Genomic DNA, 24,975 nt, shown 5'->3' with positions numbered 1-24,975 from the left:
GGCGCCCCACCCGACGCCCCATCCGCGACGCGGCTCGGACCGGCTCGGACCGGCTCAGACCGGCGGGAGCACCACCGCGCCGCGCGGCACCTCGGGGACGTCGCGACCGACCTGGATGTCCACCGGGTTGGTCAGGCAGCGGATCGAGCCGCCGCCCTTGTGGAACTCCGAGACGTCGACGAGCTCGACGGCGAAGCCCCACTGCTCGAGCCGCTCGCGGACGTGGTCGGGTGCGGCCGGCATCACCACCGTCGCCGGACCCCCGGTGGCGGACGGCACGACGATCGAGTTGGCCGCGAACGTCGTGAGCGCCTCTTCCTCGGTCAGCACGAGCGGCTCCGGCACCAGGCTCATGAGCGCGTCGGCGGACGGGGCGTCGAGCGCGTCGGGGCAGACGATCGCGCGCCGGTCGTCGAGCGGGCAGAAGGCCAGGTCGAGGTGGTACATGCCCGGGTGGGTGATCCGCAGGCCGCGCACCCGCACGCCGAGGTCGAGGGCGAGGTGCTTGAGCCCGAGCTCCTCCGAGCGCGGCCCGTAGCCCGCGACCAGCGCGTCGCCGAACGGGAAGACGTCGCCCGCCTCGAGGTGCGCACCGACGCCGTGGCGACCGACGTAGGAGGTGGTGAAGCCGTGGTCGGAGAACCACGGCTGCGCGGACGCGGTCTCCATCCGCCGCTCCGCGAAGCGCATGTGCGACATGACGACGTGCGGCTCGAGGCCGCCGTCGCCGCGGCGGCGGGCGACCGCGAGGCCGAGGTTCATCGCGTAGACCATGTCGGGCGCGTCGGGCCGCTGCGGGATCACGTCGACGGTGCCGCCGAGGCGCTCGATGGTCTCGACGAGGTTGCGCCACTGCACCATCGCCAGGTCGCGGTCGGGCTGCTCGCTGGGATCCATGAAGGGGTTGATCACGTAGTCGATCCGGAAGTGGGTCGGCTCGACCATCACGTAGTGGCGGCCCCAGGCCAGCGACATGTCCCCTCCTCAGGGTGAGCAGGGGCCCTGGCCGCGTCGGCGACCAAGGCCCGAAGATTGTCAGACAATCTGACAGACCGCTAGTGTGACGCACGAGCGCGAGCCCGGCAAGCCGAATCATCAGGAGCGAGCCATGACCGAGCTGAAGCACGAGCCGTTCCGCACCCTGCACCTCGAGCACGCCTCGACCGTCGACCGGGTCGCCGACGAGCTGCGCCGGGCCGTGTTCGACGGCGAGCTCGAGTCGGGCACGCCGCTGCGCGAGCTCGCGATCGCCGCCTCGCTCGGCGTCTCGCGGCCCACGGTCCGCGAGGCGCTCACGGTGCTCGTCGCCGAGGGCCTGGCGATGCGCGAGCCCAACCGCGGGGTCTCGGTGGCGACACCGGAGGCCGACTCGGTGCGCGACGTGTGCGCGGCCCGCCTCGTGCTCGAGGGCGCCGGCATCCGCCAGTGGCGCTCCGCGACCGAGGAGCAGCAGGCGCTCGTCCGCAGCACCCTGGCCGCCTACATCGCGGCGATCGAGTCCGACGCTTCCTACCAGGAGCTCAACGAGCGCCACCTCGCGTTCCACGTCTCGCTGGTCGGCCTGACCGGCTCGCCCCGGCTGGTCGCGATGCAGGAGAACCTCGTCGTGGAGCTCAAGCTCGCGCTCGCCCAGGTCGACCGGATCCGGCGCAACGCCCACGACCAGGCCGACTCGCACGCGGCGCTGGTCAGGCTCCTCGAGCGCGACGACCTCGACGCCGCCTACGACTTCCTGGTGCGTCACCTGGCGGACGCCCAGGGCGAGATCGTCGAGGCGCTGGACCTCACCTGACAGACTCCATCGCGTGATGAGGTTCCTCAGCTGGCTGGTCACCACCGCCCTGGCGGTCGCGGCCGCCACGCTGCTCGTCGACGGCATCTACTTCGAGGGCCCGGTGCACGGCCAGGAGGAGATCGAGCACAAGCTGGTGCCGCTCCTGCTCGTGGCCCTGCTGCTCGGCGTCGTCACGTCGTTCGTGAAGCCGATCCTCACGATCCTGTCGATCCCGTTCATCGTGATCACGCTCGGGCTGTTCCTGCTCGTCATCAACGCCGCGATGCTCAAGCTCACCAGCTGGCTCGCCGACAAGCTCGACATCGGCTTCCACGTCGAACGGTTCTGGCCGGCGGTCGCCGGCGCCATCGTCATCACGGTCGTCACCTGGATCGTCGACGGCGTGATCGGCGAGGCCTAGACAGCACGATGGCTCCCCCGCTGCCGGCGCCCCGCGCACCCGGGCGCTACGCGATCGCGATGGTGTGCCTGGGCAACATCTGCCGCTCGCCGATGGCCGACGTCGTGCTGACGCAGCGGGTCGACGACGCCGGACTGGCCGGCCGGGTCGCGGTGGCCAGCTGTGGCACCGGCGACTGGCACGTCGGCAGCCCGATGGACGAGCGGGCGGCCGCCGTCCTGCGCGCCCACGACTACGACCCGTCGGCCCACCGCGCCCAGCAGCTGTCGGCCTCGTGGCTCTCGGCCAACGACCTCGTGCTCGCCATGGACGCCACGAACCTGGCCGACGTACGCCGCCTGGAGGCCGAGCCGGGCGAGGGAGCCGAGCCCGGCCGGGTGCGGTTGTTCGGCGACTTCGACCCCGTGCGACCCGGTGGCGAGGTGCCCGACCCGTACTACGGTGGGGAGCAAGGCTTCCAGGAGGTGCTCGCGATGGTGGAACGGACCTGCGCAGCGCTGGTCTCCGCCCTCCAGCAGCTCCCCGGCCTCCGCGAGCCGCACCCGTGACCCGCCAGCCGGTCATCGCCAGGCACGCCGAGGAGCTGCTCGGCTCTGCCGTCGTGGCCACGGCGCCGCTCGCCGGGGGCGACACCTCGTCGGCGACCAAGCTGCGCCTCTCCGACGGCACCACAGCGATCATGAAGACCCACGCCCGCCCCCCGGCCGGGTTCTTCGCGGCCGAGGCGCACGGGCTGCGCTGGCTCCGCGAGGCCGCGGACACCGGCGGTGTCGACGTGCCCGACGTGCTCGGTGTCGACGACGAGTGCCTGATCCTGCGTTGGGTCGAGCCCGGCAAGGCCTCGCCCGACGCGGCGACCGGCTTCGGTGCTGCCCTGGCCGCCACCCACGCGGCGGGGGCGGCGACGTTCGGCGGCGACGCGGACGGGTTCATCAGCAAGCTGCCGCTGCCCAACAGCCCGTGCGACACGTGGCCGGAGTTCTACGCCGTCCGCCGGGTGCTGCCCTACCTCAAGCTGGCCCGTGACCGCGGCGCCGTGAGCGACACCGAGGCCGTGCTCGTGGAGCGGGTGATCGGCCGGCTCGCCGCGCTGCTGCCGCAGGAGCCGCCCGCCCGGCTGCACGGCGACCTCTGGAACGGCAACGTGCTGTGGGGCCAGGAGAGCAGGGTCTGGCTGATCGACCCGGCGGCGTACGGCGGCCACCGCGAGCTCGACCTCGCCATGCTCGCGCTGTTCGGGCTGCCGCACCTGCCGCGGGTGCTCGAGGCCTACCAGGAGCGCACCCCGCTCGCGGAGGGCTGGGAGGAGCGCGTCGCGCTCCACCAGCTGTTCCCGCTGCTCGTGCACGCCGCGCTGTTCGGCGGCGGCTACGGCACCCGGGCGGCCGAGGCCGCCGCGCGCTACTCCTGAGCGCCTGAGCCGGTCAGCGTCGCCGCAGGCGGTGGTAGACCGCCTTGACCACCACGTCGTCCGCGCCGATGGTCAGGGTCAGCCTCGGCCGCTTGCGTGCCTTGCCCTTGACGCCCTTGACGCCCTTCCACTTCGCGAAGACGTAGCGGACGCCGTTCTTCTTGAACTGCTTCGGGGCCACCAGCTTCACCTTCGTGCCCGGGTCGAAAGACGTGCGGTAGGGCGCGCGGTGCCGCTTCCCGTCGACCTTGATCTTCACCTTCTTCGGCGTCGACCGCACGGTCAGGTCGGTGGCGCCGAGGTAGTCGATCCGGTGCAGGCCGCCGGAACCCGCGACGTAGTCGCCGCCCGCGAAGCTGCCGTAGTCGACGTAGAAGAGGTCGCCACCCGGGCCGTTGAGCAGGTCGGCCGGTGCACCGGCGGTCTGCGCGAAGACGCTCACCCTGCTCGGGTCGGGCTGCCCGTTGCCGTCCTTGGCGAGGCGCCAGATGCAGCCGCGGAGGAAGTCGGAGAAGAACAGCGCGTCCTGGTAGGCGGCCGGCCAGTCGGTGCCGAGCGGGGTGAACTCCACGCCGGAGAGCGACGACGACTTGACCGGGCAGCTCTCGCCCGGCGTGATCGGGGTGGCGCCGGTGCGGGTGCGGTAGGCGTAGTAGGGCGCGTCGACGGCGCCCGGCCCGGCTGTGTAGAGGCCGTCGCAGATCGGCTTGTGCAGCGCGAACCACTGGTCGTTGACCTCGGAGTGGCCGGTCGTGCCCTCGTAGCAGGGCCACCCGCGGTTCTTCAGGCTCGTGCTCGGCGCGTCGGCGAGGACGTTGATCTCCTCCCAGTTGCTCGAGCCGACGTCGACGCTCCAGAGCTGCTCCTTGCCCTGGCGGAAGGTGAGCCGCCACGGGTTCCGCTGACCCATGGCGACCAGCCACTGGCCCGGGTCGTCGGTCGCGGGGTTCAGCCCGGTGTCGGGGTTCATCCGGAAGATCGTCCCGTCGATCCCGAGCGGGTCGCCGGGCCCAGACGTCCGCTGGTCCTGCGCGCGGAGCGAGCCTCCCTCGTTGACGGGGTCGCCGGGGCAGGCCGCACCCTGCGGGTAGCCCGCGTTGTTCGCCTGGCCGTAGTCCTGGCCGAGGAAGCTGGCTCCGTCGCCGGCCGACGCGTAGAGCTTGCCGTCGGGCCCGAACAGGACGTCGCCCGAGGAGTGGCTGGAGAACTGTGCGCACCCGTCCTGCACGAGCACGTGCTCCCCGCCGGGTGCGAGCACCCAGCCGAGCGCGGTGTGCGTCGCCGTGAGCCGCGAGACGCGGTCCATGACCGGGCAGCCGCGCTTCGGCGGCGCGAGGGTCGCCTCGTCGGCGTCGTTCGGTCCGCAGTTGTCGTAGACCTGCCCCGGCGTGCCCCAGGCCGGGAACGTGTCGGGGTGCTGCGGGTCGGCGTTGTAGGTGTAGTTGACGTAGACGAAGGGCCGGGCCGGGAACTGCGGGTCGACCGCGATGCCGGTCAGTCCCCGGTCGCCGTAGTTGCTCACCTGGACCGAGAGGTCCGCGAAGTCGGTGGCTGTCGCCGCCCCTTCGAAGCGCCCGCTCGCGGCGTTGTAGTCGAAGGACTTGATGATCCCGGTCTGCAGCCCGATGAACGCCGTGCCGTCCGGAGCGAAGGCAGCGGCGACCGGCTGGGACAGCCCGGCGATCGCGGTGCCGTCGTCGAAGCCGGCCGGCATGGTGGCCTTCGGCGCGATCGGGGACATCGCCGGCTGCTCGCCCGCCGCTGCGCTGCCGCCGTGCGGGGCGAGCCCGAGCGAGGAGGCGACGAGCGCGACGCCCGCCACCAGCACCGCATGCCTACGACGTGCCATCAGAGATCCCCCGTGCCTGCTCGTGGACAGTGAATCCTAGTGCCCCGCGGCGCGGGCTGCGGCCGAACGCTCGCGCCGGTCAACGGTGCCTCCGGGCCTTGCGGTAGACCGCCTTGACCGTCGTCGCGGGGTTCCACGCGGTGAGGTCGTGGACGCGGGCGCCGCCGTCTGACCAGCGCACGAACACCCAGCGCGCGCCGTGGCGGCGCTGCGACCGGGGCGCGACCAGCCGGACCGTCGAGCCCATCACGAGCTGCCGGCTCCACGTCCCCGGCGTCGAGGCGCCGGCGACCGTCAGCCGCAGGCGCTTGGTCGCCCTCACGGTCAGCGACACGGGACGGGGGTCGATGCGGACCTCGCTGCGGTCGCTCGCGCCGTGGACGTCGGTGGCCGTCGCGACGAGGAAGAGGTGCGAGGGGTAGGGCATCGGCGGCACGACGAACTGCCCGCTGGCGACGCCGGTCCAGGTCTGCACCGGCACCCGTGGGCAGCCGGAGGCGCAGTCCTGGCGCTCCATGGTGAACGAGAACGCCGTTGGGGGGACGACCTGCTCGGGATCGGTCGCCGCCGCGTCGAAGCCGAGCGCCTGGCCGACGTAGTAGCCACCCGAGGGATAGGTCGTCACCCGGGTGATCGTCGGCGGGGTGTTGGGCGCGGCGACGGCGACGGTGACCGACGCTGCGTCGGTCGCCCCACGCGCGTCGGTCGCGAGGACCTTCACGACCGGCGACCCGGCCGAGGCGTAGGAGCGGGTCTGGGTCGTGCCGGTGCCGTCGTCGTACTGCCCGTCGCCGTCGAGGTCCCACGCGAAGGCGAAGCCCCCGCTGGCGCCGGGTGCGTTGGTCGCGCCGGCGGTGTAGGTGACCTGGAGCGGAGCGGTGCCGGAGGTCGGGCTGGCCGAGAGCGACGCGGTCGGCCGCGTGTACGACGCCGTGAGGGTCGTCGGCGTCGCGGGCGGGGTGATCGTGTGCGACCGCGCCCCGCCGTCCGACCAGCTGCTGAACGCCGCGATGCTGGCGCCGGTGCCCGTCGTCGCCGCCGCCGTGACGGTGACCGGAGCGCCCTGGATGAACGTCTCGGTGTCGGGCGTCACCGTGTCGACCTCGCCGATCGTCACGCCGGCGCCGGAGGGCGAGCTGGCGAAGGTCAGGTCGACCGTCTTCGGGTCGAGCTGGACCGTGCGACTGTCGGTGAGCCCGCCGCTGTCGGTGACGGTCACGGTGAGCAGGAGGTGCGAGGGGTACTCGTGCGGCGGCGCGGTGAAGCTGCCGGTCGCGCCCGCGAAGGTGCCGAACGGGTGGGTGTGGCAGATGCCGCTCGGGCAGTGCCGGATCTCGAGCTGCCAGCTGAAGGCGCTGGACGGCATCGCGCCCTGCTGCTGGTCGGTCGCCGTGGCGGCGTAGCCGATCTGGTCGCCCGCCGCCCACGTGAGGGACGCGCCCGGGGTCACCGTGCCGAGGACCGGTGCGGTGTTGCCGGCCTGGATCTGCTGCGTGGCGGTCGCCGTGTGCCCGTGACCGTCGTTGACCTCGAGCCTCGCCGTCCAGGTGCCGGTGGCGTAGGTGTGGGTCGTCGTCACCCCGCTGGGCTGGTCCCAGGTGCCGTTGTTGTCGAAGTCCCACCGGTAGGTCAGCGGGTCACCGTCGGGATCGGTCGAGGTGGCCCCGCTGAAGCTGACCGCGAGGGGCGCGGCGCCGGACGCCGGGGTGGCGGTGATCCGGGCGGTCGGGACGCCGTTGCTGCCGGTGTAGACGATCCGGTGCACACCGGCGATGCCCTGACCCACGGTGCCGTCGGGCTTGATGCCGTAGTCGACGTAGTAGAGGTCGCCTCCGGGCCCGGTGAGCAGGTCGACCGGTGTCGCGGCCGCCTGCACGAACGTCTGGATGAGGGCGGGGTTCGGTTCGCCGTCGGCCTTCTTCCCGAGCGACCAGATGCAGGAGCGGGCGAAGTCGGAGAAGAACAGCGCGCCCTTGTACGCCGCCGGGTAGTTGCTCTGCGCCGTGCCGAACGCGATGCCCGAGACCGACGAGGTCTCGTGGGCGCAGTCCTCGCCGGCGACGAGCGGGCCGCCGTCGCGGGTCTGGTAGCTGAACACCGGCTTCTGCACGGCGCCCTGGCCCTGCGGGTAGAGCGTCTCGCAGAGCGGCTTGTTGAGGGCGTCCCAGGCGGGTTGCACCTGCGACTGCGTGTAGTCGCCCTCATAGCAGGGCCAGCCCCGGTTCACCGGCGCCGTCACGGCGGTGACGTCGGGGATGCGGTTGACCTCCTCGGCCTTGCTCGCGCCTACGTCGGCGGACCACAGCTCGTTGGACGTGCCGCTGCCGTCCGCCTTGGGCCGGAAGGACAGCCGCCACGGGTTGCGCTGGCCGTAGGCGACCAGCCACTGGCCGGCGTTCGCCTGGGTCGGCGCCACCCCGGTGTCGGGGTCCATCCGGAAGACGCTCCCGTCCACGCCGAGCGCGTCGGCCGACGTCCGGTAGTCCTGGGAGCGCAGCGAACCGCCCTCGTCGGCCGGGTCGCCCGGACACGGGCTGGCGTACTGGCCGTAGTCCTGGTCGAGGAAGCTCGCGCCCTCGCCCGACGAGGCGTAGAGCTCGCCGTCGGGTCCGAAGGCCACGTCGCCGGAGGCGTGGCTGCTGAACTGGTAGCAGCCGCCGACCAGCAGCTCCTTCTCCGGGCCGGACATCACCCAGTTGGCGCCGGCCTTCACCGCGGTCAGCCGGGTGACGCGGTCCTGGACGATGCAGCCCGCGATGCCCGGGTCGGCCTCGGTCGCGGGCGTCGGGCAGTTGTCGTACGCCGTGCCGACCCCCCACTTCGGCACCGTGCCGCCGGCGCCGTCGCGAGGGTCCTTGTCGTAGGTGTAGTTGACGTAGACGTAGGGCCGGGTCGGGAACTGCGGGTCAACGGCGATGCCGGTCAGCCCGCGGTCGCCGTAGTTGTTGACGTTGGTCTGCAGGTCGGCGAAGTCCGTGACGGCCGACCATGTGGAGGACGCGCTGTTGTAGTTGGCGACCTTGACCTGGCCGGTCTTGAGGGCGATGAACGCCGTGCCGTTCGGCGCGAAGTCGGCCGAGACCGCCTCGCTCATGCCGGTGATCACCATCTGGTCGGAGAACCCGGTCGGGAGCGTCGAGGCAGCGGGCGGCGGGCCGTCCGCCTCGCGCGCGAGGTGGGCGGCCTCGAGGACGGAGTTCTGGAACGTGCCGGTCGGGTGGTCGTGCGCGGCGTGTGCAGCCAGCTCGGCGCCGGCGTCGGCGCCCGCGGGCGCACGGTGCTCGCCGGACGCTGTGGCGGCGGGCACCACGACCCCGAGCCCGGCGAGCAGTGCGAGCGCAGCGGTGACGGCAGCGCGACGGCGTCCCATGCTTCTCCCCCCAGAGACCGACCGGAGACCGGCCGGGACCTCGGCAGGATATGCCACGCCCGCTGCGCCCAGCGCCTCCCGAGCCCCGGCTGGTCCAGAGCGCTGATCCCGGCCGTCCGGCGCGGACACGCGGCGCGACCTGCGTGCTCTCAGCACCGGTTCAGGCGCGACTGGCACAGTGAGACCGTGAGCAGCCCTGTGGCAGGTGGCGGCACCGGCGGCCCCGCCGGAGGCGTCAGGCAGCGCGTCCTGGTCGTCGACGACGACAAGGCCGTGCGCGAGTCGCTGCGCCGTTCGCTGGAGTTCAACGGGTACGACGTGTCGGTCGCCTCCGACGGCGCCGAGGCGCTGGCCGGGCTGAGCGCCGCGGGCGTCGCCGCCGCTCCCGACGTCGTGGTGATGGACGTGATGATGCCCCGGCTCGACGGCATCGAGACCACGCGGGCGCTGCGGGCCGCCGGCAACGACGTGCCGATCCTGGTGCTCACCGCGCGCGACGCCGTGGGTGACCGGGTCGAGGGCCTCGACGCCGGCGCCGACGACTACCTCACCAAGCCGTTCGCGCTGCAGGAGCTGCTCGCGAGGCTGCGCGCGCTGCTGCGGCGGGCGACGGCGCCCGCGGGCGAGGAGGAGGAGGTCCTCACCTTCGCCGACCTCTCGATGGACCTCGCCACGCGCGAGGTCCGCCGCGGTGCCCGTCCGATCGAGCTGACCCGCACCGAGTTCACGCTCCTCGAGATGTTCCTGCGCCGGCCGCGGCGGGTGCTCGAGCGCAGCTTCATCCTCGAGGAGGTCTGGGGCTACGACTTCCCGACGACCGCGAACTCGCTCGAGGTCTACGTCGGCTACCTGCGGCGCAAGACCGAGGCCGAGGGCGAGCCGCGGCTGATCCACACCGTGCGCGGCGTCGGCTACGTGCTGAAGGAAACGTGATCCCGACCCCGCCCCACCCCGGCGAGGGTCGCTGGCACTACCGCCGGTCCCTGGCCAGCCGGGTCACCCTGCTCACGACCATGGCCGTCGGCCTGGCGGTGACGATCGTCGCGCTCGGCGCGTTCATCACCGTCCGCAACCAGCTGCAGTCCTCGCTCGACGACACGCTCGTCGACCGGGCCAACGCCGCCTCCGGCCAGATCGCGCAGGTCACCGACGACTACACCGTGCCGGCTGCGGTGCTCGGCGCCTCGGACGTCCGGATCGGCTTCGTCTACCCCGACGGCCGGGTCCGGTTCCTCGACCGCCAGGCCGTCATCCGGCTCGGCCCGGCCGAGTTCGCGGTCGCGTCCGGCGACGCCGACCAGAGCCTGCGGACGATCCGGGCGGGCGGCGTCGACTACCGCGTGGTCACCGTCCCGAGCGAGCGCCAGGGCGAGGCGCTGGTCCTGGCGCAGTCGCTCGAGCCGCAGCAGCACCTGCTCACCAAGCTCGGCCTGGTGACCCTGCTCTTCGGCATCGCCGGCATCATCGCCGCGGGCGTGGCCGGCTGGGGCGTCGCGCGCAACGGCCTGCGCCCCGTGCGCCGCCTCACCGCGGCCGCGGAGGACATCGCGCGCACCGAGCGACTCGCCCCGATCCAGGTCGAGGGCGACGACGAGGTCGCGCGGCTCGCCTCGGCGTTCAACCAGATGCTCGCCTCGCTGGCCGCCTCGCGCGACCGCCAGCGCCGCCTGGTCGCCGACGCCGGGCACGAGCTGCGCACGCCCCTCACCTCGCTGACCACGAACATCGACCTGCTCACCCAGGCGGGCGCGTCGCTGCCCGACCAGGCGCGGTCGGAGCTGCTCGCCGACGTCCGCGCGCAGCTGGAGGAGCTGTCGACGCTGGTCGGCGACCTCGTCGAGCTCGCCCGCGACGAGCCCGCACCCCAGGTCATCGCCACCGTCGAGGTGCACGAGGTCCTCGACCACGCCGTCGCGCGGGTCCGGCGCCGGGCGCCGTCGCTGTCGTTCGAAGTGGCTGCGGACCCGTGGTACGTCGAGGGAGACTCCGCGGCCCTCGAGCGGGCGCTGACCAACCTGCTCGACAACGCCGCCAAGTGGAGCCCGCCCGGCGGCACCGTCCAGGTCGCGCTTCACAACGGCGCGGTGGTCGTGGACGACGAGGGCCCCGGCATCGCGGACGACGACCTGCCGCACGTCTTCGAGCGCTTCTACCGCTCCACCGACTCGCGCTCGCTGCCCGGGTCGGGCCTCGGCCTCTCGATCGTCGCGCAGGTCGCCGAGCGCCACGCCGGCAACGTCGAGGCCGGCCGCTCGCCCTCGGGCGGCACCCGCATGACCTTCCGCCTCCCCGGCGCCTCCTCGCCGAAGCCCGCCGCGCCGCCTGCGATCGCGCGGAGCTCGGAGACCCTGATCGTCTGAGGGCAGCGCGCCACCACCCCAGCGGTCAGCCGGCAACCCCGCACCGTCAGGGCTCGGGCGCGCCCCGGAGAGCCCGAGCGACTACTGACCGACGGAGTTGGGGTCGCGCCACGACCGCTCGAACGGCAGCCGCCAGGCGTGGGGTGCGACGAGCTGGTGGATGGCGTTGGGTCCCCACGACCCGGGCGCGTAGGCGCGCACCGGCGGCGGGCTCTGGAGCAGCGGGATCGACTTCTCCCACAGCGTCTCGATGCCGTCGGCGGTGGTGAACAGCGTGTGGTCGCCGCGCATCGCGTCGAGGATGAGCCGCTCGTAGGCCTCGAGGACGCCGGTCGCCGAGGCCGTCTCGTGGGTGGCGAACTGCATGGAGAGCTTCTCGAGCTGCATCCCGGGGCCTGGCCTCTTGCCGTAGAACGACAGCGACATCCGGGACTGGTCGGCGAGGTCGAAGGTCAGGTGGTCGGGCCCCTGCATGCCGGCGTTCGACCCGGCCGGGAACATCGAGAGCGGCGGCTCCTTGAACGCGATCGAGATGATCCGCGCGCCCTCGGCGAGCTTCTTGCCGGTGCGCAGGAAGAACGGCACGCCCGCCCACCGCCAGTTGTCGATCTCGATGCGCAGCGCGATGAAGGTCTCGGTGTCGGAGTACTCCGCGACCTCCTCCTTGCCGCGGTAGCCGCTGTACTGGCCACGGACCACGTCGTGCGGCTCGATCGGCTTCATCGAGCGGAAGACCTTGAGCTTCTCGTCGCTGATCGGACCGGGCGCCAGCGACGTCGGCGGCTCCATCGCCATGAACGCGAGCACCTGCATCAGGTGGGTGACGACCATGTCGCGGTAGGCGCCGGTGGTCTCGTAGAACGACGTACGGCCCTCCAGCCCGAGCGTCTCCGGCACGTCGATCTGCACGTGCTGGATGAAGTTGCGGTTCCAGATCGGCTCGAAGAGACCGTTGGCGAACCGGAAGGCGAGGATGTTCTGCGCCGCCTCCTTGCCCAGGAAGTGGTCGATCCGGAAGATCTGCTCCTCGTCGAAGACCTGGTGCAGCTCGCGGTTGAGCGCGACCGCGGACTCGAGGTCGGTTCCGAACGGCTTCTCCATCACCACCCGTGAGCGGTCGACGAGACCCGCCTCGTCGAGCTGGTGGATCACGCTGAGCGCGGCCTTGGGCGGCACCGACAGGTAGTGCAGGAAGCGGACGTCGCCGTCGGCGCCCAGGTCGGCCTCGGCCTTGTGCACGGCCTCGGCGAGCTCCTCGGGCCCCTTGCTCTGGGAGACGTAGCTGAGGACGGAGGCGAACCGCTGCCACGCCTCGGAGGACATGTCGCAGCGGCCGAACTCCTGGCACGCGTCGTGGGCGCGGCGGACGAACTCCTCGGTGTCCATCTCCTCGAGCGAGGTGCCGACGATGCGTGCCTCGGGCAGCAGGCCGGCCTGGGTGAGGCGCAGCAGCCCGGGGAGCAGCTTGCGACGCGACAGGTCGCCGGTCGCGCCGAAGAGCACGATGACGTAGGGCGCGCGGACGCCGTCCGCATTGACTGCCACGCCAGCAACGGTATTACGGCGACCCGAGCGTCGACAGTGCGGTGAGCAGCCGCTCGGCCTTGACCAGCGACTCGGCGTACTCGCTCTCGATGTCGGAGTGCACCGTGATCCCGCCGCCGGTGCCGAGCCGGTAGGTCCCGTCGCCGATGGTCGTGAGGGTCCGGATGACCACGCCGAGGTCGGCGCGGCCGTCGGCGGCGAGCCAGCCGAAGGCGCCGGCGTACGCGCCACGCGCGGTCTCCTCGACCTCGGCGATGACCTCCATCGTGCGCAGCTTGGGCGCGCCGGTCATCGACCCGGCCGGGAACAGCGCCCGCAGCGCGCCGACCGTCGTGACGTCGTCGCGCAGCCGGCCGCGGACCGTCGAGACGAGCTGGTGCACGGTCGGGTAGGACTCGACCTTGAGCAGCGCCGGCACCTCGACGCTGCCGACCTCGCAGACCATCGCGAGGTCGTTGCGGAGCAGGTCGGTGATCATCAGGTTCTCCGCACGGAAGCGCGGCTCGGTCGCGAGCGCGCGCCGCAGCTCCTCGTCCTCCTCGGGCGTCGCCCCGCGGGGCGTGGTGCCCTTGATCGGCTTCGTCTCGATCGTGCGGTCGCCGTCCTCGTCCCTGGTGACGAGCGCGTACCGCTCCGGCGACGAGCTGAGCAGCCACCCGCGTGCGCCCCCGCCGACCGGCCCGACGTCGTGCTGGAGGAAACCGGCGTACGGCGCGGGGTTGAGCATGCGCAGGCGGAGGTAGGCAGCCACGGGGTCGAGGTCGCTGACGGTCTCGCGCCGGTAGGTCAGGTTGACCTCGTAGCTGTTGCCGGCGTGCAGTGCCTCCTGGACCTGGGCGAACGCCTCGGCGTATCCGGCGGGGGCGGTTTCACCGGGTACCCGGTGAAACTGGCCCTGACCGTGTGGAGCTCCAGCCGGGAAGCGGGAGTTCCGTGCGGGCAGTGCGTGCTCGAAGAGGCGGACGTGGCTCGGCCGCATCCACACGGCGTCCGGTACGCCGCCGCCGTCGACGAGCGCCGGCAGGTCCGGCCGGCACGCGTAGCCGAGGTAGCCGAACCACTGGTCGCGGTGCGAGCCGGCGGCCAGCTCGTCCTCCAGCACCGCGAACACGTCGGACCCGACCACCTCCGACTCCCCGTCGACGTGTCGGGTGACCTCGCGCCGGGCGGCGGAGTAGGTCAGCGAGACGTCGTCGGGCTCGAGGATGCCGATCAGCGAGCGGTGGCCCGACCACTCCCGGGCGCCGCCGCCGTCGAGCCAGAAGCAGCGCTGGTGCGCGGCGGCCGCCTCGCGGAAGGCGCGGACCGCGTTGCCCTCGCTCACGACGGCCCGCTCACGACGGCCCGCTCACGACGGCCCGCTCACGACGGCCCGGCCAGGAAGTTCGCCACCAGCTCGGCGCCGTGCTCGGACAGGATCGACTCGGGGTGGAACTGCACGCCCTCCTGCGGCAGCGCCACGTGCCGCACGCCCATCACCACGTCGCCGCCGGCGTCGGACGCCGACACCACGAGCTCGTCGGGCAGCGACAGCGCGGCGAGCGAGTGGTAGCGCACCGCCGCGAACAGCTGCGGCAGCCCGCCGAAGACCCCCTCACCGTCGTGCCGGATCCGCTCGACGACGCCGTGCGCGGGCGCGATCCGGTCGACCGTGCCGCCGTACGCCGTCACCAGCCCCTGCATGCCGAGGCAGACGCCGAGCACCGGCCGGCGGCCGTCGAGCAGCACCTCGCGGCCGACCGCGAAGTCGGCGGCCACCGCGGGCGTGCCCGGCCCGGGCGACAGCACCACGTGCGAGTGCCGGAGCACCTCCTCCGGCGTCACCTCGTCGTGCTGGACGACGGTCGGCAGCACGCCGGTGACCGACGCGACGAGGTGGACGAGGTTCCACGTGTAGGAGTCGTGGTGGTCCACCACCACGACGTCCGGGGGACTCACGTCGTCACGATAGGGGCACCCAGGCGCCGCGGCGCATCACGCGGTCGACCTCGAGGTCGTCGGACAGCTCGACGAGGTCGGCGTACGCGCCGGGCGCGATCACCCCGACGTCGGTGAGCCCGAGCATCGCGGCCGGGGTGGACGTGATCGCCGCGAGCGCGTCGGGCAGGGGGATGCCGGCCACCGACACGGCGTAGGTCAGCGACGAGGCCAGCGTCGCGGTCGACGCCGCGATCGCACCCGTCGTGGGCAGCCGGGCCACGCCGTCGCGCACCTCGACGGTGAGCGAGCCGAGCCGGTAGTCGCCGTCGGCCGCCCCGGCCGCGGCCATCGCGTCGGTGACCAGCGCGGTCCGGCCGTCGCGCCACGCGAGCGCGAGCACCGAGGGGTGCACGTGGACGCCGTCGGCGACCAGCTCGACGTACGCCGACGACTCGAGGAGCGCGGTCACCGGCCCGGGCTCGCGGTGGTGCAGGGGCGGCATGGCGTTGAACAGGTGCGTGCCCGCCGTGGCGCCCGCGTGGAGGGCGGCGCGCGTCTCGTCGTAGGTCGCGTCGGTGTGGCCGATCGCGACCACGACCCCCGCCGCCACGAGCTCGGGGATCGCGACCAGCGCGCCCGGCAGCTCGGGCGCCAGGGTAACCATCCGCAGGTGGCCGCGCGACGCCTCGACCAGCCGGTCGACCGCCTCGAGGGTCGGCGGCAGCAGCAGGGACGGCTCGTGCGCCCCGGCCCGGCGCGGGCTCAGCCACGGCCCCTCGAGGTGGATCCCCGCGACGACCCCCTCCTCGGCCAGCGCCGCGAGACCGGCGCACGACGCGGCGAGCGCGTCGACCGAGGCGGTGACGAGGCTTGCCACCATCGTGGTGGTGCCGTGCTCGAGGTGGGTGCGCACGACGCGCTCGACGTCGCTGCGCACGCCGCCGTCGAACGATGCCCCGCCTCCGCCGTGCACGTGCACGTCGACGAAGCCGGGGACCACGAGGCCGGGCACCGACCACGAGGGGCGCTCGGGCGGGGTGCCGCCACCGGCAGCGAGCACCCGCTCGCCGTCGATGACGACCCACCCGTCGACCACGATGCCGGTGGGCAGCGCCAGGGCGCCGGCCGTGAGCACCCGAGCCCCGAGGGGCAGTGGGCTCGACTGCGTCATGGAGGGAGTATCGGGCACTGCTGTCGCCCGCCTCCCCCTCGGTCCTCGCGACCCGGCGTCGTGTGGATCCACCATCCACGAGGCCGGCGAGGTGCTCTACGAGGTCGAGACGGCATGAGCGGGCCCGATGGCGCTGGGGGGCAGTCGCCATCGGGCCCGGACCCATTCGACCAAACTTCACGGGGTTGCGCAGCCAAAACCGGCGGACCGTCTCGAAAAGCGTCAGGCCGGGCTGGCGGGCCTCACCCGTTCGGGTGAAGCCCGTCGAGGAGCAGGTCGGACATCAGCCGGTGCAGGAGGTCGTAGCCGTGCTCGGTGAGGATCGACTCCGCGTGGAACTGGATGCCGCGGTAGTGCGGCCCGTGGACCGCGTGCAGGTCGCCCGTGTCGGGGTCGGCCTCGACGCGAACGCCGGGGGGCAGCACGGTGTCCGGCCCCAGGCGCCCGACGAAGGTGTTGTAGAAGCCGACACGCTCCGTGCGCCCGTCGATCTCCACCGCTGACTGCGTGCCCTGGAACACGATGTCCTTGTAGGCCAGCGGGATCCCGAGCTCGTGGCAGAGCGCCTGGTGGCCCAGACAGACCGCGAAGAACGGCCGCTCGGCGGCCAGCAGCGCCGCGGTCGCCGCCCGCAGCGTGAGCATCTTGGGGTCGGTGTCGTCGCGCGGGTCGCCCGGCCCGGGGCCGACGATGACGAGGTCGTAGCCGTCGAGGCAGCCCTCGACGTACTCGTCGTAGCGCACGACGGTGCTGGTCAGGCCGAGCACGCCGAGCACGTGCCGCAGCATGTTGACGAAGGCGTCCTCGCCGTCGAGCACGACGACGCTCTTGCCGCGCAGGCGTGGGTCGGGGGTCGCGCCCGCCTGGTCGGTCAGCCAGAACGACGACAGCCGCCGGTTGCGCTGGTTGAGGGTGAGCAGGACGTCCTCGTCGTTGACCAGCTCGGTCACGTTGGCCGTCGTCGGCGGCGCGGGCGGCACCAGCCCGAACGCGCTGAGGATGCCGCCTGCCTTCGCGTGCGTCTCGGCGACCTCGTGGGCGGCGTCGGAGTCGCGCACGAGCGTGGCCCCGGCCGTCACGGTCAGCCGCCCCTCGAGGTCGACGTCCGCCGTCCGGATCACGATCGGGCTGTCGACGACCGGGCCGCCCTGCGCGTCCCGGCCGAGCACGGCCAGCGCGGCGCCGTAGTAGCCGCGGCCCTCCGTCTCGTACTGCTTGATCAGCCGGCAGGCGTTCTCGACCGGCGACCCGGTGACCGTGGCGGCGTACATCGTGTCGCGGAGCACCTCGCGCGGGTCGCGGTCGGTGCGGCCGGCGAGGAGGTACTCGGTGTGGATCAGCCGGCTCATCGGCTTGAGGAACGGGCCGAGCACCTGACCACCCTCGTGGCAGATGTCGCACATCATCTTGAGCTCCTCGTCGACGACCATGAAGAGCTCGTAGATCTCCTTCTCGTCGTGGAGGAACTCCAGCAGCCGGCCGCCGAGGTCGCCGACCTCCTCGCCGGCCTTGGGGAGCCGGAAGGTGCCGCTGATGGGGTTCATCCGCACGTCGCCGTTGTGGATCGACACGTGCCGCTCGGGGCTGGCCCCGACGAGGTAGCGGTCGCCGGTGAAGAACAGGAAGGTCCAGTAGGCGCCGCGCTCGCGCTCGAGCAGCCGCCTGAGGACGGTCAGTGCCTTGTCGGCACCCCAGTCGGCGACGGTCGCGCGGTAGTGGCGCCCGATGACGAGGTTGGCGCCCTCGCCCTGCCCGATCTCGTCCTCGATGATCGCGTGGACGAGCTTGGCGTACTCCTCGTCGTCCGTGTCGAACCCGCCGCGGTCGGCGAACTCCACCCCGGTGTCGTCGATCGCGGCGACGACCTCCTCGACCGAGAACTCCAGCTCCGTCTCGACGTCGACCACCACCAGCGGCGTGCCGTCGTCGTGCGCCTCGAACCCGCGCTCGCGGACCTGCCGGAACGGCACCGCGAGCAGCCGGTCGGCGATGTGTCCCTCGGCGGGGCTGCCGGTCTCCAGGGGTACGTCGAGCAGCGACTCGACCACGCGGCGCCTCCCGCCGACCAGCCCCACGGTGTCGCGGTCACCCGCCCGCGTCGACCTCCGGATGATCGCCCACGCCTCGTGCCCCTGGAGCGCGTCGATCGCGGCCCGGGCATCGGTCGTGGCGGTCATGTGCGAAGCCTAAGGGCGCCTCGGCGACCGACCGCCCGGTGCCCACGAGCCGTCTCGCGTGTTCAGAACCAGCGCAATCGCGCCGGATCTGCTCGGTTCACGCGTGAAACAAGACCAAATCGGCGCAAAGGCGCCGAAAGTGCGCCCGCGCTACAGCCCGAGGTGCCGCGCGCAGTCGCCCCAGGCGCGGACGACGTAGCGCGCGTACCAGCCCTCGTGGGTGGCATCGGGGTGCTCGCCGTCGACGAGGTTGGAGAGGTGCGAGGAGGCGATCTTCGGCCAGTCGGAGAGGCAGGTGAGCGGCCGGTCGGCGGCCAGCTCTCGCATCCAGCGGGCGTACTTCTTGGTGGCGGCGACCGGGCCGGCGTTGTCGCCGTTCGGCTTGCGGTAGGGCAGCAGGAAGAGCACCGGCGTGGTCGCCGGGAGCGACGCCATCGTGTCGCGGAAGTCGCCCTGGTTGAAACCCTTGCGGCGGTTGGTGCCGAGCTGCACGATCACCTGGTCGGGCTCGCCGTGGTCGGCGCGGAACCACGCCAGCCGGCCAGGAAGCTCGTCGAGCCGGCGTCCGGGGCGCAGGTCGAGGATCCAGCCGCCCTGGCGCTGCGCGAGCTCGTTGTCGGCGCGCCAGCTCACCGAGTCGCCGACCATGTAGAACCCGCCCTGCTGCGAGGCCGGCACCGGTCCCTCGCGCTTCACGCACAGCCCGCCCCGCATGACCCAGCCGCCGCGGTAGGAGCAGTTGAACCGGTTGCGGTCCAGTGCCGTCTGGTTGAGCGACTGGTGGCTGCGCTGCGCGATCCGGCGCAGCTTGTCGAAACGACCGGGGCTGACGCACTCGTCGTAGCGGCCCTCGACCTCGCCGTGGTTGACGTAGACCTGGCCGGCGCCGCGGCACTGGGGCGCGTTGGTCACGACGAACCGCGCCCGGTTGGGGTTGGAGGCGCAGGAGTTGATCTCGCCGATCCAGATCCGCCCGAGCTCGGCGCAGCGGCGTGAGCTGATCGGCCGGGCGAACTCCGCGCCCTTGCGGCCCTGGAGCTGGCAGAGCTCGGCGTCGTGGCCCTCCTTGAACATGGTCGCGCCCTTGACGCAGTGGTGACGGGCGCAGCCGCGGCCGGGGATCCACACCCGGCCGGTGAGCGCGCACTGCCCCTGGCCGAGCCGGTGGTCGACCGACGGCGCGGCGTCCGCGGGCTGCCCGGACACCACCGACAGCGCGGCGACCGTGGCGAGCACGGCGAGGAGGACGGCGAGGGCGCGGCGCACGGAGCAGAACTGTGCCACGGGCGACCGGACCACCAGAAAACGCGAGCGGGTCAGGAGATCGTGGTCAGGAGCTGGGTCGCGCGGGTGAGCACGACGTAGAGCGTGGCGCGGCCGGTGACCGACTCCGCCTCGATCTCCTCGGGCCGGACCACGACGATCGCGTCGAACTCCAGGCCCTTGGTGTCGAGGCCGGTCAGCACGACGGCCCGGTCGTCGCCCGAGGGCGTCACCGAGGAGTCGATCGCGGCGCGGGCGTTGGGTGCGTCGGCGGCCAGCTCGGGCCACGACGCGAGCCAGGCGTTGACCTCGGAACGGCGCGCGACGGGCACCACGACCCCGACGGTGCCGGCGACGCGGCCGGCGACGTCGACCACGGCCTCGCGCGTGGCGGCCTCGAGGTCGGTGACGCCGGTGACCTCCTGCGGCTCGACACCCGTCGAGCGGACGGCGGTGGGCAGGTCGGCGTCGAGCCCGACCCGGCGGGCGTACGCCGCGGCGTACTCGTAGATCTCGGAGGAGTTGCGGTAGTTGGTCGAGAGGTGGAACTCGTGCCGCTCCTTGCCCTCCAGTGCGGTCGCCCGCGCCTCGGCCGACTCGGCCGGGTCGGGCCACGACGACTGCGCGGGGTCGCCGACGATCGTCCACGAGGCGGTCTTGCCGCGGCGGCCGACCATCCGCCACTGCATGGGCGTGAGGTCCTGCGCCTCGTCGACCAGGACGTGGGAGAACGGGTCGTCCTCGAGCCGGTGGGTGGGCGGCGTCCAGGCGCGGCCGGACGGGGCGTACTCGCGCTCGGAGGCCGTCATCAGCTCCTGCACGTCGAGGCCGCCCTCGAGCAGGGAGGTCTCGTCGAGGTCGCGCTCGTCGTCGGTGCGCTGGGGCACGTCGCCCAGCGCGTAGCGCAGCTCGTCGACCAGCGGCACGTCCTCGACCGAGAGCGCGATGTCCTCGTCGCTGCCGCTGGCGCCCCACGACTTGGTCAGGAGCCGCTGCTCCTCGTGGCTGAGCAGCCCGTCGGACACCTGGGCGAGCAGCTCGGGCTCGCGCAGCCAGCCGAGCACGGTGCGGGCGTCGAGCGGCGGCCACCACTGCACGACGAAGTCGAGGAAGGCGTCGTCACCGAGCAGGTCGTCGTCGAACGCCTCGCGCCCGCGGTCGAGGCCGCGCTCGCCGCGGACCTGGCTCCACAGGGCGTCGAGCAGCGCGCCGGCCACGCGCGGGAGCTGCCGGTTGCGGCGGCCCTGCGACATCAGCTGGCGACGGATCCGGCCGAGCTGGCCGCGCTCCAGCGTGAGCACGTCGTCGCGCCAGAACGTGCGGAAGTGGTCGGGGCTGCCCGGCGCCTGGAGCCGCGCGGCCCGGCGGAGCAGCGTCGCCATCCGGGCCGAGCCCTTGATGTCGGCGACTGCGGGCTCGTCGTGCCGGGTCGCGCGCAGGCCGTCGACGACCTCGCCGAGCGAGCGGAGAGCGACCGCGGCCTCGCCGAGGCTCGGGAGCACCCGCTCGATGTAGCGCATGAAGACGCCGCTCGGGCCGACGACCAGGACGCCGCCGGTCTCGTAGCGCCGCCGGTCGGTGTAGAGCAGGTAGGCGACGCGGTGCAGCGCCACCACGGTCTTGCCGGTGCCGGGGCCGCCGCTGATCGAGACGACGCCGCGGCTCGGGGCGCGGATCGCGAGGTCCTGCTCGGCCTGGATGGTCGCCACGATCGAGTGCATCGTGCGGTCGCGGGCGCGGGAGAGCTGCGCCATCAGCGCGCCCTCGCCGACGATCGGCAGCTCGACGCCGTCGGCCTCGAGCTCGGCGAGCGCCTCCGCGTCGAGCAGCTCGTCCTCCACCCCGACGACCCTCGGCCCGGTCGAGCGCAGCACCCGGCGGCGCACGACCTGGCGCGGCTCGGCCGCCGTGGCCTGGTAGAACACCGCCGCCGCGGGGGCGCGCCAGTCGATCAGCAGGGAGTCGCGGCGCTCGTCACGCAGGCCGATCCGGCCGATGTAGCGCGGTTGGCGGTCGACGCTGTGCTGCAGGTCGAGCCGCCCGAAGACCAGCCCCTCGTGGGCCGCGTCGAGCTGTGCGATCCGCCGCGCGGCCTGGTAGACCATCGCGTCGCGCTCCACGAGCCCGCCCTCGTGCCCGAGCTTGCCGCGGTTCTGGCCCTCGCGCGCCAGCTGCTGGGCCTTGCGGGCGGACTCCTCCAGCTGGAGGTAGACCCGGTCGACGAAGGCCTGCTCGTGCGCCACCTCCCGTGCAACCAGGTCGTCTTCGACCGGCTTGTCGTTCAACGAGTCGTCCCCTCGGCCCATCCCGGTGGTCATCCAGCGCCCGCCACGGAAATGACGAGCCCCCAAGCCTAACTCGCCGAGGGGCGGGAGGCCTGATCCATTCGGGTCAGGAGACGGCTCAGCCCTTCCGGGTGAGGAAGGCGGTCATCGCCGCCTTCGCCTCCTCGGAGGCGAACAGCCGTGCGCTGAGCGCGGCCATCTCCTCGCCGTGGGCGTCGATGCGCTCGACGAGGTCGCGGTTGAGGATGCGCTTCGACTCGCGCAGGCCCTGGACCGCGCCGGTCGCGAGGCTCGCGCACGTCCGGCGTACCTCCTCGCCGAGGTCGTCGGCCGGGACGGCCTTGGTGACCAGTCCGTACGCCGCCGCCTCGGTGCCGCCGAACACCTCGCCGCCCAGCGTGGTCAGCGCCGCAGCCCGCGGACCCATCCGGTGGTGCACGGTCAGCGAGATGATCGCGGCGGCGAGACCGAGCTTGACCTCGGTGAGGGCGAACGTCGCGTCCTCGGCGGCGATCGCGATGTCGGACGAGGCGACGATGCCGATGCCGCCGGCCCGGACCGGCCCGCCGACCTCGACGACGACCGGCTTGCCCATCGTGGCGATCAGCCGCTGCAGCCGCACGATCTCCTTCGCGCCCTGCTCCATGCCGACCGTCGTCGCCTCGCTGAGGTCGGCCCCCGAGCAGAACACGCGGCCCGACGAGCGGACCAGCACGACCTTGACCGCGTCGTCCGCCTCGGCCGCCTCGAGCCGCGCGAACAGCTCGGTCACCAGCTGCCGCGAGAGCGCGTTGCGGTTGTGCGGGCTGTCGAGCGTGATCGTGGCGAGGGCGCCGTCGGTGTCGAGGTGGACGAGCTCGGTCGGGGCGTCGACGGGGGTGTCAGTCACAGGGTGAAGACTGCCGCACATGGGTTCGGCGTTCGACACCGTGCGGTTCGTGGAGGTGGCCGACGACGCCTCGATCGCCGACTGGCAGCGCATCCACAACGAGATCATCCCGACCGACCCGCTCTCGCTCGACGAGGTGCGCGAGCGGTCCGGGCGGCACCGGCTCGAGGTGGCGTACGCCGACGTCGACGGTGGACCGACCGCGGTCGGCAACTCCACGGTCCGGCGGCCGAGCGAGGAGTCCGGGGCGATGGTCATCGCGCGGGTGCTGGCGCCGTGCCGCCGTCGGGGCCTCGGCACCCGGCTCTTCGAGCGCGGCCTCGAGGTGGCGCGGGCCTGGGCGGACGAGCGACCGGTCGAGACGGTCGTGCTCGCCTCCAACGAGGACGGGCTCGCGTTCGCGCTGGCGCGGGGCTTCGTCGAGGTCGAGCGCTACACGCTGCCCGGCGCCACGGTCCCCTACGTGGCGCTCGTGCTGCGCTGAGCCGGCACGTCGTGGAGACCGGCCGCTGTCGGCGGCCGGTGCGATGATCCGGTCGTGGCCTACGACGAGGAGCTCGCCGAGCGGATCCGCGGGCTGCTGCCGGGCGTCCCGGTGACCGAGCAGCGGATGTTCGGCGGGCTCGCGTTCCTGGTCGGCGGGCACCTGGCGGTCGCGGCGAGCGGCAAGGGCGGGCTGATGCTGCGCTGCGACCCGGCCGACACCGAGCGGCTCGTCGGCGAGGCCGGCGCCAGCCGGATGGAGATGCGCGGCAAGGAGCTGGACGGCTGGCTGCGCGTCGCCACCGAGGCGGTCGCCGACGACGCCGACCTGCAGCGCTGGGTCTCCGTCGGCACGACCTTCGCCGCGAGCCTGCCGCCCTCGTAACCATCCGCGAGGGGTCCCGCTCCGAACACCGAGCATGCGAAGCCGCGCCGCGTACGCCCTGTTCGGGGTCCTCGCGACCCTCGTCGGCGTCGCGGCCGGCCATCTCGTCGCCGCGCTGCTCGACCCGGCCTCCTCCCCCGTCCTGGCCGTCGGCTCCCAGGTCATCGACCTGACGCCCACGCCGATGAAGGAGTGGGCGATCGAGCACTTCGGCAGCAACGACAAGCGGGTGCTCATCGGCTCGGTGATGGGCGGCGTCCTGGTGCTCGCCGCCGTCGCCGGGCTGCTCGCCCGTCGCCGCTTCGCGCTGGGTGCCGCCCTCCAGCTGGTGCTGGTGGGCGTGGCGGCGTTCACCGCCCTCCACCGACCGGCGGCCGAGCCGCGTGACGTGCTCCCCTCACTCGCCGCCGCGGCGGCCGGCGTCGGCGCGCTGTGGCTGCTCGCGCACCCCCGTCGCGACTCGTCCGAGGTGCCGAGCGCGGGAAGGCGTGCCGAACCGCAGCCGAACCAGGCGAGTCGCCGGGGGGTGCTGCTCGCGGCAGGTGGGCTCGCCGTGGCGGCGGCCGCGATGGGCGGCGCCGGCCGGTGGATCGCGCACTACCGCGCCCGCCTGACCGACATCGCGTTCCCGAGGCCTGCCGACCCCGCGCCGGCGTTCCCGGCCGGGATCGAGGCCGACTTCCCCGGCATCACGCCGCTGCGGGTCCCGACCGGGGACTTCTACCGCGTCGACACCCGGCTCGACGTCCCGATCGTCGACCGCGACGGCTGGTCGCTCACCCTCGACGGGATGGTCGACCAGGAGGTCGAGCTCACCTTCGACGACCTGCTGGCGCTGCCGCTCGTCGAGCGCGACATCACGCTCACCTGCGTCTCCAACAGCGTCGGCGGCCCGTACGTCGGCGGCGCGCGGTGGATCGGCGTCCGCCTGACCGACCTGCTCGACCTGGTCGGGGTCCAGGAGGGCGTCGACCAGATCTTCAGCACCGACGTCGACGGCATGACGATCGGCACGCCGTACGAGCTCGCCACCGACGGCCGCGACGCGATGATCGCGCTCGGCATGAACGGCGAGGCCCTCCCGCGTGAGCACGGCTACCCGGCGCGGATGGTCGTGCCGGGCCTCTACGGCTTCATCAGCGCCTGCAAGTGGATCGAGCGCATCACCCTGACGACGTACGCCGAGCAGGACTCCTACTGGACCAAGCGCGACTGGGCCACCCACGCCCCGATCAAGATCTCCAGCCGGATCGACACCCCCAAGGTGCTCGAGACGATCAAGGCCGGCGACACCTTCATCGGCGGCATCGCCTGGGCCCAGCAGCACGGCGGCGTCGCCAAGGTCCAGGTCCAGGTCGACGGCGGCCCCTGGCAGGACGCCGAGCTCGGCCCGTCGGCCGGCAACGACTACTGGCGCCAGTGGCACCTCCCCTGGACCGCCGAGCCCGGCTCCCACAACCTCAGCTGCCGCGTCATCGACGGCCAGGGCAACACCCAGTCCTCCGCCCGCATGGACCCCTTCCCGGAGGGCTCCAGCGGCATCCAGAACCTCATCGTGAAGGTCGCCTGACGCGCCACGCCGGGTCGACCGGGTGCCTCGGGCTGCGGAGATCTCGACAAGCTCGATGAGCGGTGAGCAAGTCCCCGCGCTGGTTGAGGAGGTTGCGCAGCA

20 protein-coding genes are annotated in these 24,975 nt (G+C 73.0%); 9 read left to right on the top strand and 11 right to left on the bottom strand.

Going from position 1 to position 24,975, the window contains the following annotated elements; genetic code table 11:
• Nucleotides 1-54: 54 nt before the first annotated feature.
• A complete protein-coding gene (locus tag G514_RS0100105) occupies nucleotides 55-975 on the bottom strand; it encodes a dimethylarginine dimethylaminohydrolase family protein (RefSeq protein WP_028650109.1) in 921 nt (306 codons plus the stop codon).
• Between the two features lie 133 nt (nucleotides 976-1,108).
• Here G514_RS0100105 and G514_RS0100100 point away from each other — a divergent pair, with 133 nt between their 5' ends.
• The 4 genes from G514_RS0100100 to G514_RS0100085 are packed head-to-tail and all read left to right on the top strand — an operon-like array spanning nucleotide 1,109 to nucleotide 3,606.
• Nucleotides 1,109-1,792: a GntR family transcriptional regulator gene (locus G514_RS0100100; protein ID WP_036563149.1), complete on the top strand. Its 684-nt coding sequence runs from the start codon at nucleotides 1,109-1,111 to the stop codon at nucleotides 1,790-1,792.
• 16 nt (nucleotides 1,793-1,808) lie between these two features.
• On the top strand, nucleotides 1,809-2,195 hold the full coding sequence (locus tag G514_RS0100095) for a phage holin family protein (RefSeq protein WP_036563148.1): 387 nt from the start codon (nucleotides 1,809-1,811) through the stop codon (nucleotides 2,193-2,195).
• A gap of 8 nt (nucleotides 2,196-2,203) precedes the next feature.
• Nucleotides 2,204-2,743: a low molecular weight protein-tyrosine-phosphatase gene (locus G514_RS0100090; protein ID WP_028650106.1), complete on the top strand. Its 540-nt coding sequence runs from the start codon at nucleotides 2,204-2,206 to the stop codon at nucleotides 2,741-2,743.
• Nucleotides 2,740-3,606: a fructosamine kinase family protein gene (locus G514_RS0100085; protein ID WP_028650105.1), complete on the top strand. Its 867-nt coding sequence runs from the start codon at nucleotides 2,740-2,742 to the stop codon at nucleotides 3,604-3,606. The genes G514_RS0100090 and G514_RS0100085 overlap by 4 nt, the downstream gene beginning before the upstream one ends.
• A gap of 13 nt (nucleotides 3,607-3,619) precedes the next feature.
• Here G514_RS0100085 and G514_RS23900 read toward each other — a convergent pair whose 3' ends face one another.
• Together G514_RS23900 and G514_RS23895 are read right to left on the bottom strand one after the other, a co-directional pair.
• On the bottom strand, nucleotides 3,620-5,455 hold the full coding sequence (locus tag G514_RS23900; protein ID WP_084151667.1) for a PQQ-dependent sugar dehydrogenase: 1,836 nt from the start codon (nucleotides 5,453-5,455) through the stop codon (nucleotides 3,620-3,622).
• A gap of 79 nt (nucleotides 5,456-5,534) precedes the next feature.
• Nucleotides 5,535-8,825 carry a PQQ-dependent sugar dehydrogenase gene (locus tag G514_RS23895; RefSeq protein ID WP_051246308.1) on the bottom strand — a complete coding sequence of 1,097 codons (3,291 nt, stop codon included), beginning with the start codon at nucleotides 8,823-8,825 and terminating at the stop codon, nucleotides 5,535-5,537.
• 186 nt (nucleotides 8,826-9,011) lie between these two features.
• Between G514_RS23895 and G514_RS0100070 the strand changes: the two genes are divergently transcribed.
• Together G514_RS0100070 and G514_RS23890 are read left to right on the top strand one after the other, a co-directional pair.
• Complete coding sequence (locus G514_RS0100070) at nucleotides 9,012-9,758, top strand: response regulator transcription factor (protein ID WP_245582049.1); 747 nt, start codon at nucleotides 9,012-9,014, stop codon at nucleotides 9,756-9,758.
• Nucleotides 9,755-11,185 (top strand): HAMP domain-containing sensor histidine kinase, encoded by a 1,431-nt coding sequence (locus G514_RS23890; protein WP_051246306.1) that lies wholly within the window; start codon nucleotides 9,755-9,757, stop codon nucleotides 11,183-11,185. Before G514_RS0100070 ends, G514_RS23890 begins: the two co-directional genes overlap by 4 nt.
• An 81-nt stretch (nucleotides 11,186-11,266) precedes the next feature.
• Here the strand turns inward: G514_RS23890 and zwf are convergent, their stop codons facing one another.
• The 8 genes from zwf to G514_RS0100025 form a co-directional block, all read right to left on the bottom strand.
• A complete protein-coding gene (gene zwf, locus G514_RS0100060) occupies nucleotides 11,267-12,730 on the bottom strand; it encodes a glucose-6-phosphate dehydrogenase (RefSeq protein WP_028650103.1) in 1,464 nt (487 codons plus the stop codon).
• A gap of 13 nt (nucleotides 12,731-12,743) precedes the next feature.
• Nucleotides 12,744-14,054, bottom strand: coding sequence for an anthranilate synthase component I family protein (locus G514_RS0100055; RefSeq protein ID WP_028650102.1), 1,311 nt, complete (start codon nucleotides 14,052-14,054; stop codon nucleotides 12,744-12,746).
• Nucleotides 14,055-14,092: 38 nt separating this feature from the next.
• The gene (locus G514_RS0100050) at nucleotides 14,093-14,668 is read right to left on the bottom strand and encodes an anthranilate synthase component II (protein ID WP_028650101.1); all 576 of its coding nucleotides are present in this window, start codon (nucleotides 14,666-14,668) and stop codon (nucleotides 14,093-14,095) included.
• Between the two features lie 4 nt (nucleotides 14,669-14,672).
• A complete protein-coding gene (gene nagA, locus G514_RS0100045) occupies nucleotides 14,673-15,821 on the bottom strand; it encodes an N-acetylglucosamine-6-phosphate deacetylase (RefSeq protein WP_036563147.1) in 1,149 nt (382 codons plus the stop codon).
• Between the two features lie 242 nt (nucleotides 15,822-16,063).
• Nucleotides 16,064-17,998, bottom strand: a complete 1,935-nt coding sequence (locus G514_RS0100040) for an anthranilate synthase family protein (protein ID WP_028650099.1) — start codon at nucleotides 17,996-17,998, stop codon at nucleotides 16,064-16,066.
• A gap of 150 nt (nucleotides 17,999-18,148) precedes the next feature.
• Nucleotides 18,149-19,264 carry an SGNH/GDSL hydrolase family protein gene (locus G514_RS0100035; protein ID WP_157544515.1) on the bottom strand — a complete coding sequence of 372 codons (1,116 nt, stop codon included), beginning with the start codon at nucleotides 19,262-19,264 and terminating at the stop codon, nucleotides 18,149-18,151.
• 50 nt (nucleotides 19,265-19,314) lie between these two features.
• On the bottom strand, nucleotides 19,315-21,567 hold the full coding sequence (locus G514_RS0100030; RefSeq protein ID WP_051246305.1) for a HelD family protein: 2,253 nt from the start codon (nucleotides 21,565-21,567) through the stop codon (nucleotides 19,315-19,317).
• Nucleotides 21,568-21,664: 97 nt separating this feature from the next.
• Nucleotides 21,665-22,435 (bottom strand): enoyl-CoA hydratase-related protein, encoded by a 771-nt coding sequence (locus G514_RS0100025; protein ID WP_028650096.1) that lies wholly within the window; start codon nucleotides 22,433-22,435, stop codon nucleotides 21,665-21,667.
• Nucleotides 22,436-22,454: 19 nt separating this feature from the next.
• Between G514_RS0100025 and G514_RS0100020 the strand changes: the two genes are divergently transcribed.
• Genes G514_RS0100020 through G514_RS0100010 form a run of 3 tightly spaced genes read left to right on the top strand, consistent with a single transcriptional unit; the run spans nucleotide 22,455 to nucleotide 24,873 of the window.
• A complete protein-coding gene (locus G514_RS0100020; protein ID WP_051246303.1) occupies nucleotides 22,455-22,919 on the top strand; it encodes a GNAT family N-acetyltransferase in 465 nt (154 codons plus the stop codon).
• A 54-nt stretch (nucleotides 22,920-22,973) separates the two neighbouring features.
• Nucleotides 22,974-23,303, top strand: coding sequence for a TfoX/Sxy family protein (locus G514_RS0100015; RefSeq protein WP_028650094.1), 330 nt, complete (start codon nucleotides 22,974-22,976; stop codon nucleotides 23,301-23,303).
• 34 nt (nucleotides 23,304-23,337) lie between these two features.
• The gene (locus tag G514_RS0100010) at nucleotides 23,338-24,873 is read left to right on the top strand and encodes a molybdopterin-dependent oxidoreductase (RefSeq protein WP_028650093.1); all 1,536 of its coding nucleotides are present in this window, start codon (nucleotides 23,338-23,340) and stop codon (nucleotides 24,871-24,873) included.
• Nucleotides 24,874-24,975: the final 102 nt, after the last annotated feature.

The sequence above is a fragment of the Nocardioides halotolerans DSM 19273 genome (genome assembly GCF_000422805.1).
Lineage (GTDB): Bacteria > Actinomycetota > Actinomycetes > Propionibacteriales > Nocardioidaceae > Nocardioides > Nocardioides halotolerans.
Note: the sequence above shows the minus strand (reverse complement) of the source record. Positions and strands in the feature narration are given on the sequence as shown.

Excerpts from the sequence above, each read along its gene's own strand:
- G514_RS0100105 (WP_028650109.1), bottom strand. The coding sequence starts at position 975 with ATGTCGCTGGCCTGGGGCCGCCACTACGTGATGGTCGAGCCGACCCAC.
- G514_RS0100100 (WP_036563149.1), top strand. The coding sequence starts at position 1,109 with ATGACCGAGCTGAAGCACGAGCCGTTCCGCACCCTGCACCTCGAGCAC.
- G514_RS0100095 (WP_036563148.1), top strand. The coding sequence starts at position 1,809 with ATGAGGTTCCTCAGCTGGCTGGTCACCACCGCCCTGGCGGTCGCGGCC.
- G514_RS0100090 (WP_028650106.1), top strand. The coding sequence starts at position 2,204 with ATGGCTCCCCCGCTGCCGGCGCCCCGCGCACCCGGGCGCTACGCGATC.
- G514_RS23900 (WP_084151667.1), bottom strand. The coding sequence starts at position 5,455 with ATGGCACGTCGTAGGCATGCGGTGCTGGTGGCGGGCGTCGCGCTCGTC.
- G514_RS23895 (WP_051246308.1), bottom strand. The coding sequence starts at position 8,825 with ATGGGACGCCGTCGCGCTGCCGTCACCGCTGCGCTCGCACTGCTCGCC.
- nagA (WP_036563147.1), bottom strand. The coding sequence starts at position 15,821 with ATGACGCAGTCGAGCCCACTGCCCCTCGGGGCTCGGGTGCTCACGGCC.
- G514_RS0100040 (WP_028650099.1), bottom strand. The coding sequence starts at position 17,998 with ATGACCGCCACGACCGATGCCCGGGCCGCGATCGACGCGCTCCAGGGG.
- G514_RS0100030 (WP_051246305.1), bottom strand. The coding sequence starts at position 21,567 with ATGGGCCGAGGGGACGACTCGTTGAACGACAAGCCGGTCGAAGACGAC.
- G514_RS0100020 (WP_051246303.1), top strand. The coding sequence starts at position 22,455 with ATGGGTTCGGCGTTCGACACCGTGCGGTTCGTGGAGGTGGCCGACGAC.
- G514_RS0100010 (WP_028650093.1), top strand. The coding sequence starts at position 23,338 with ATGCGAAGCCGCGCCGCGTACGCCCTGTTCGGGGTCCTCGCGACCCTC.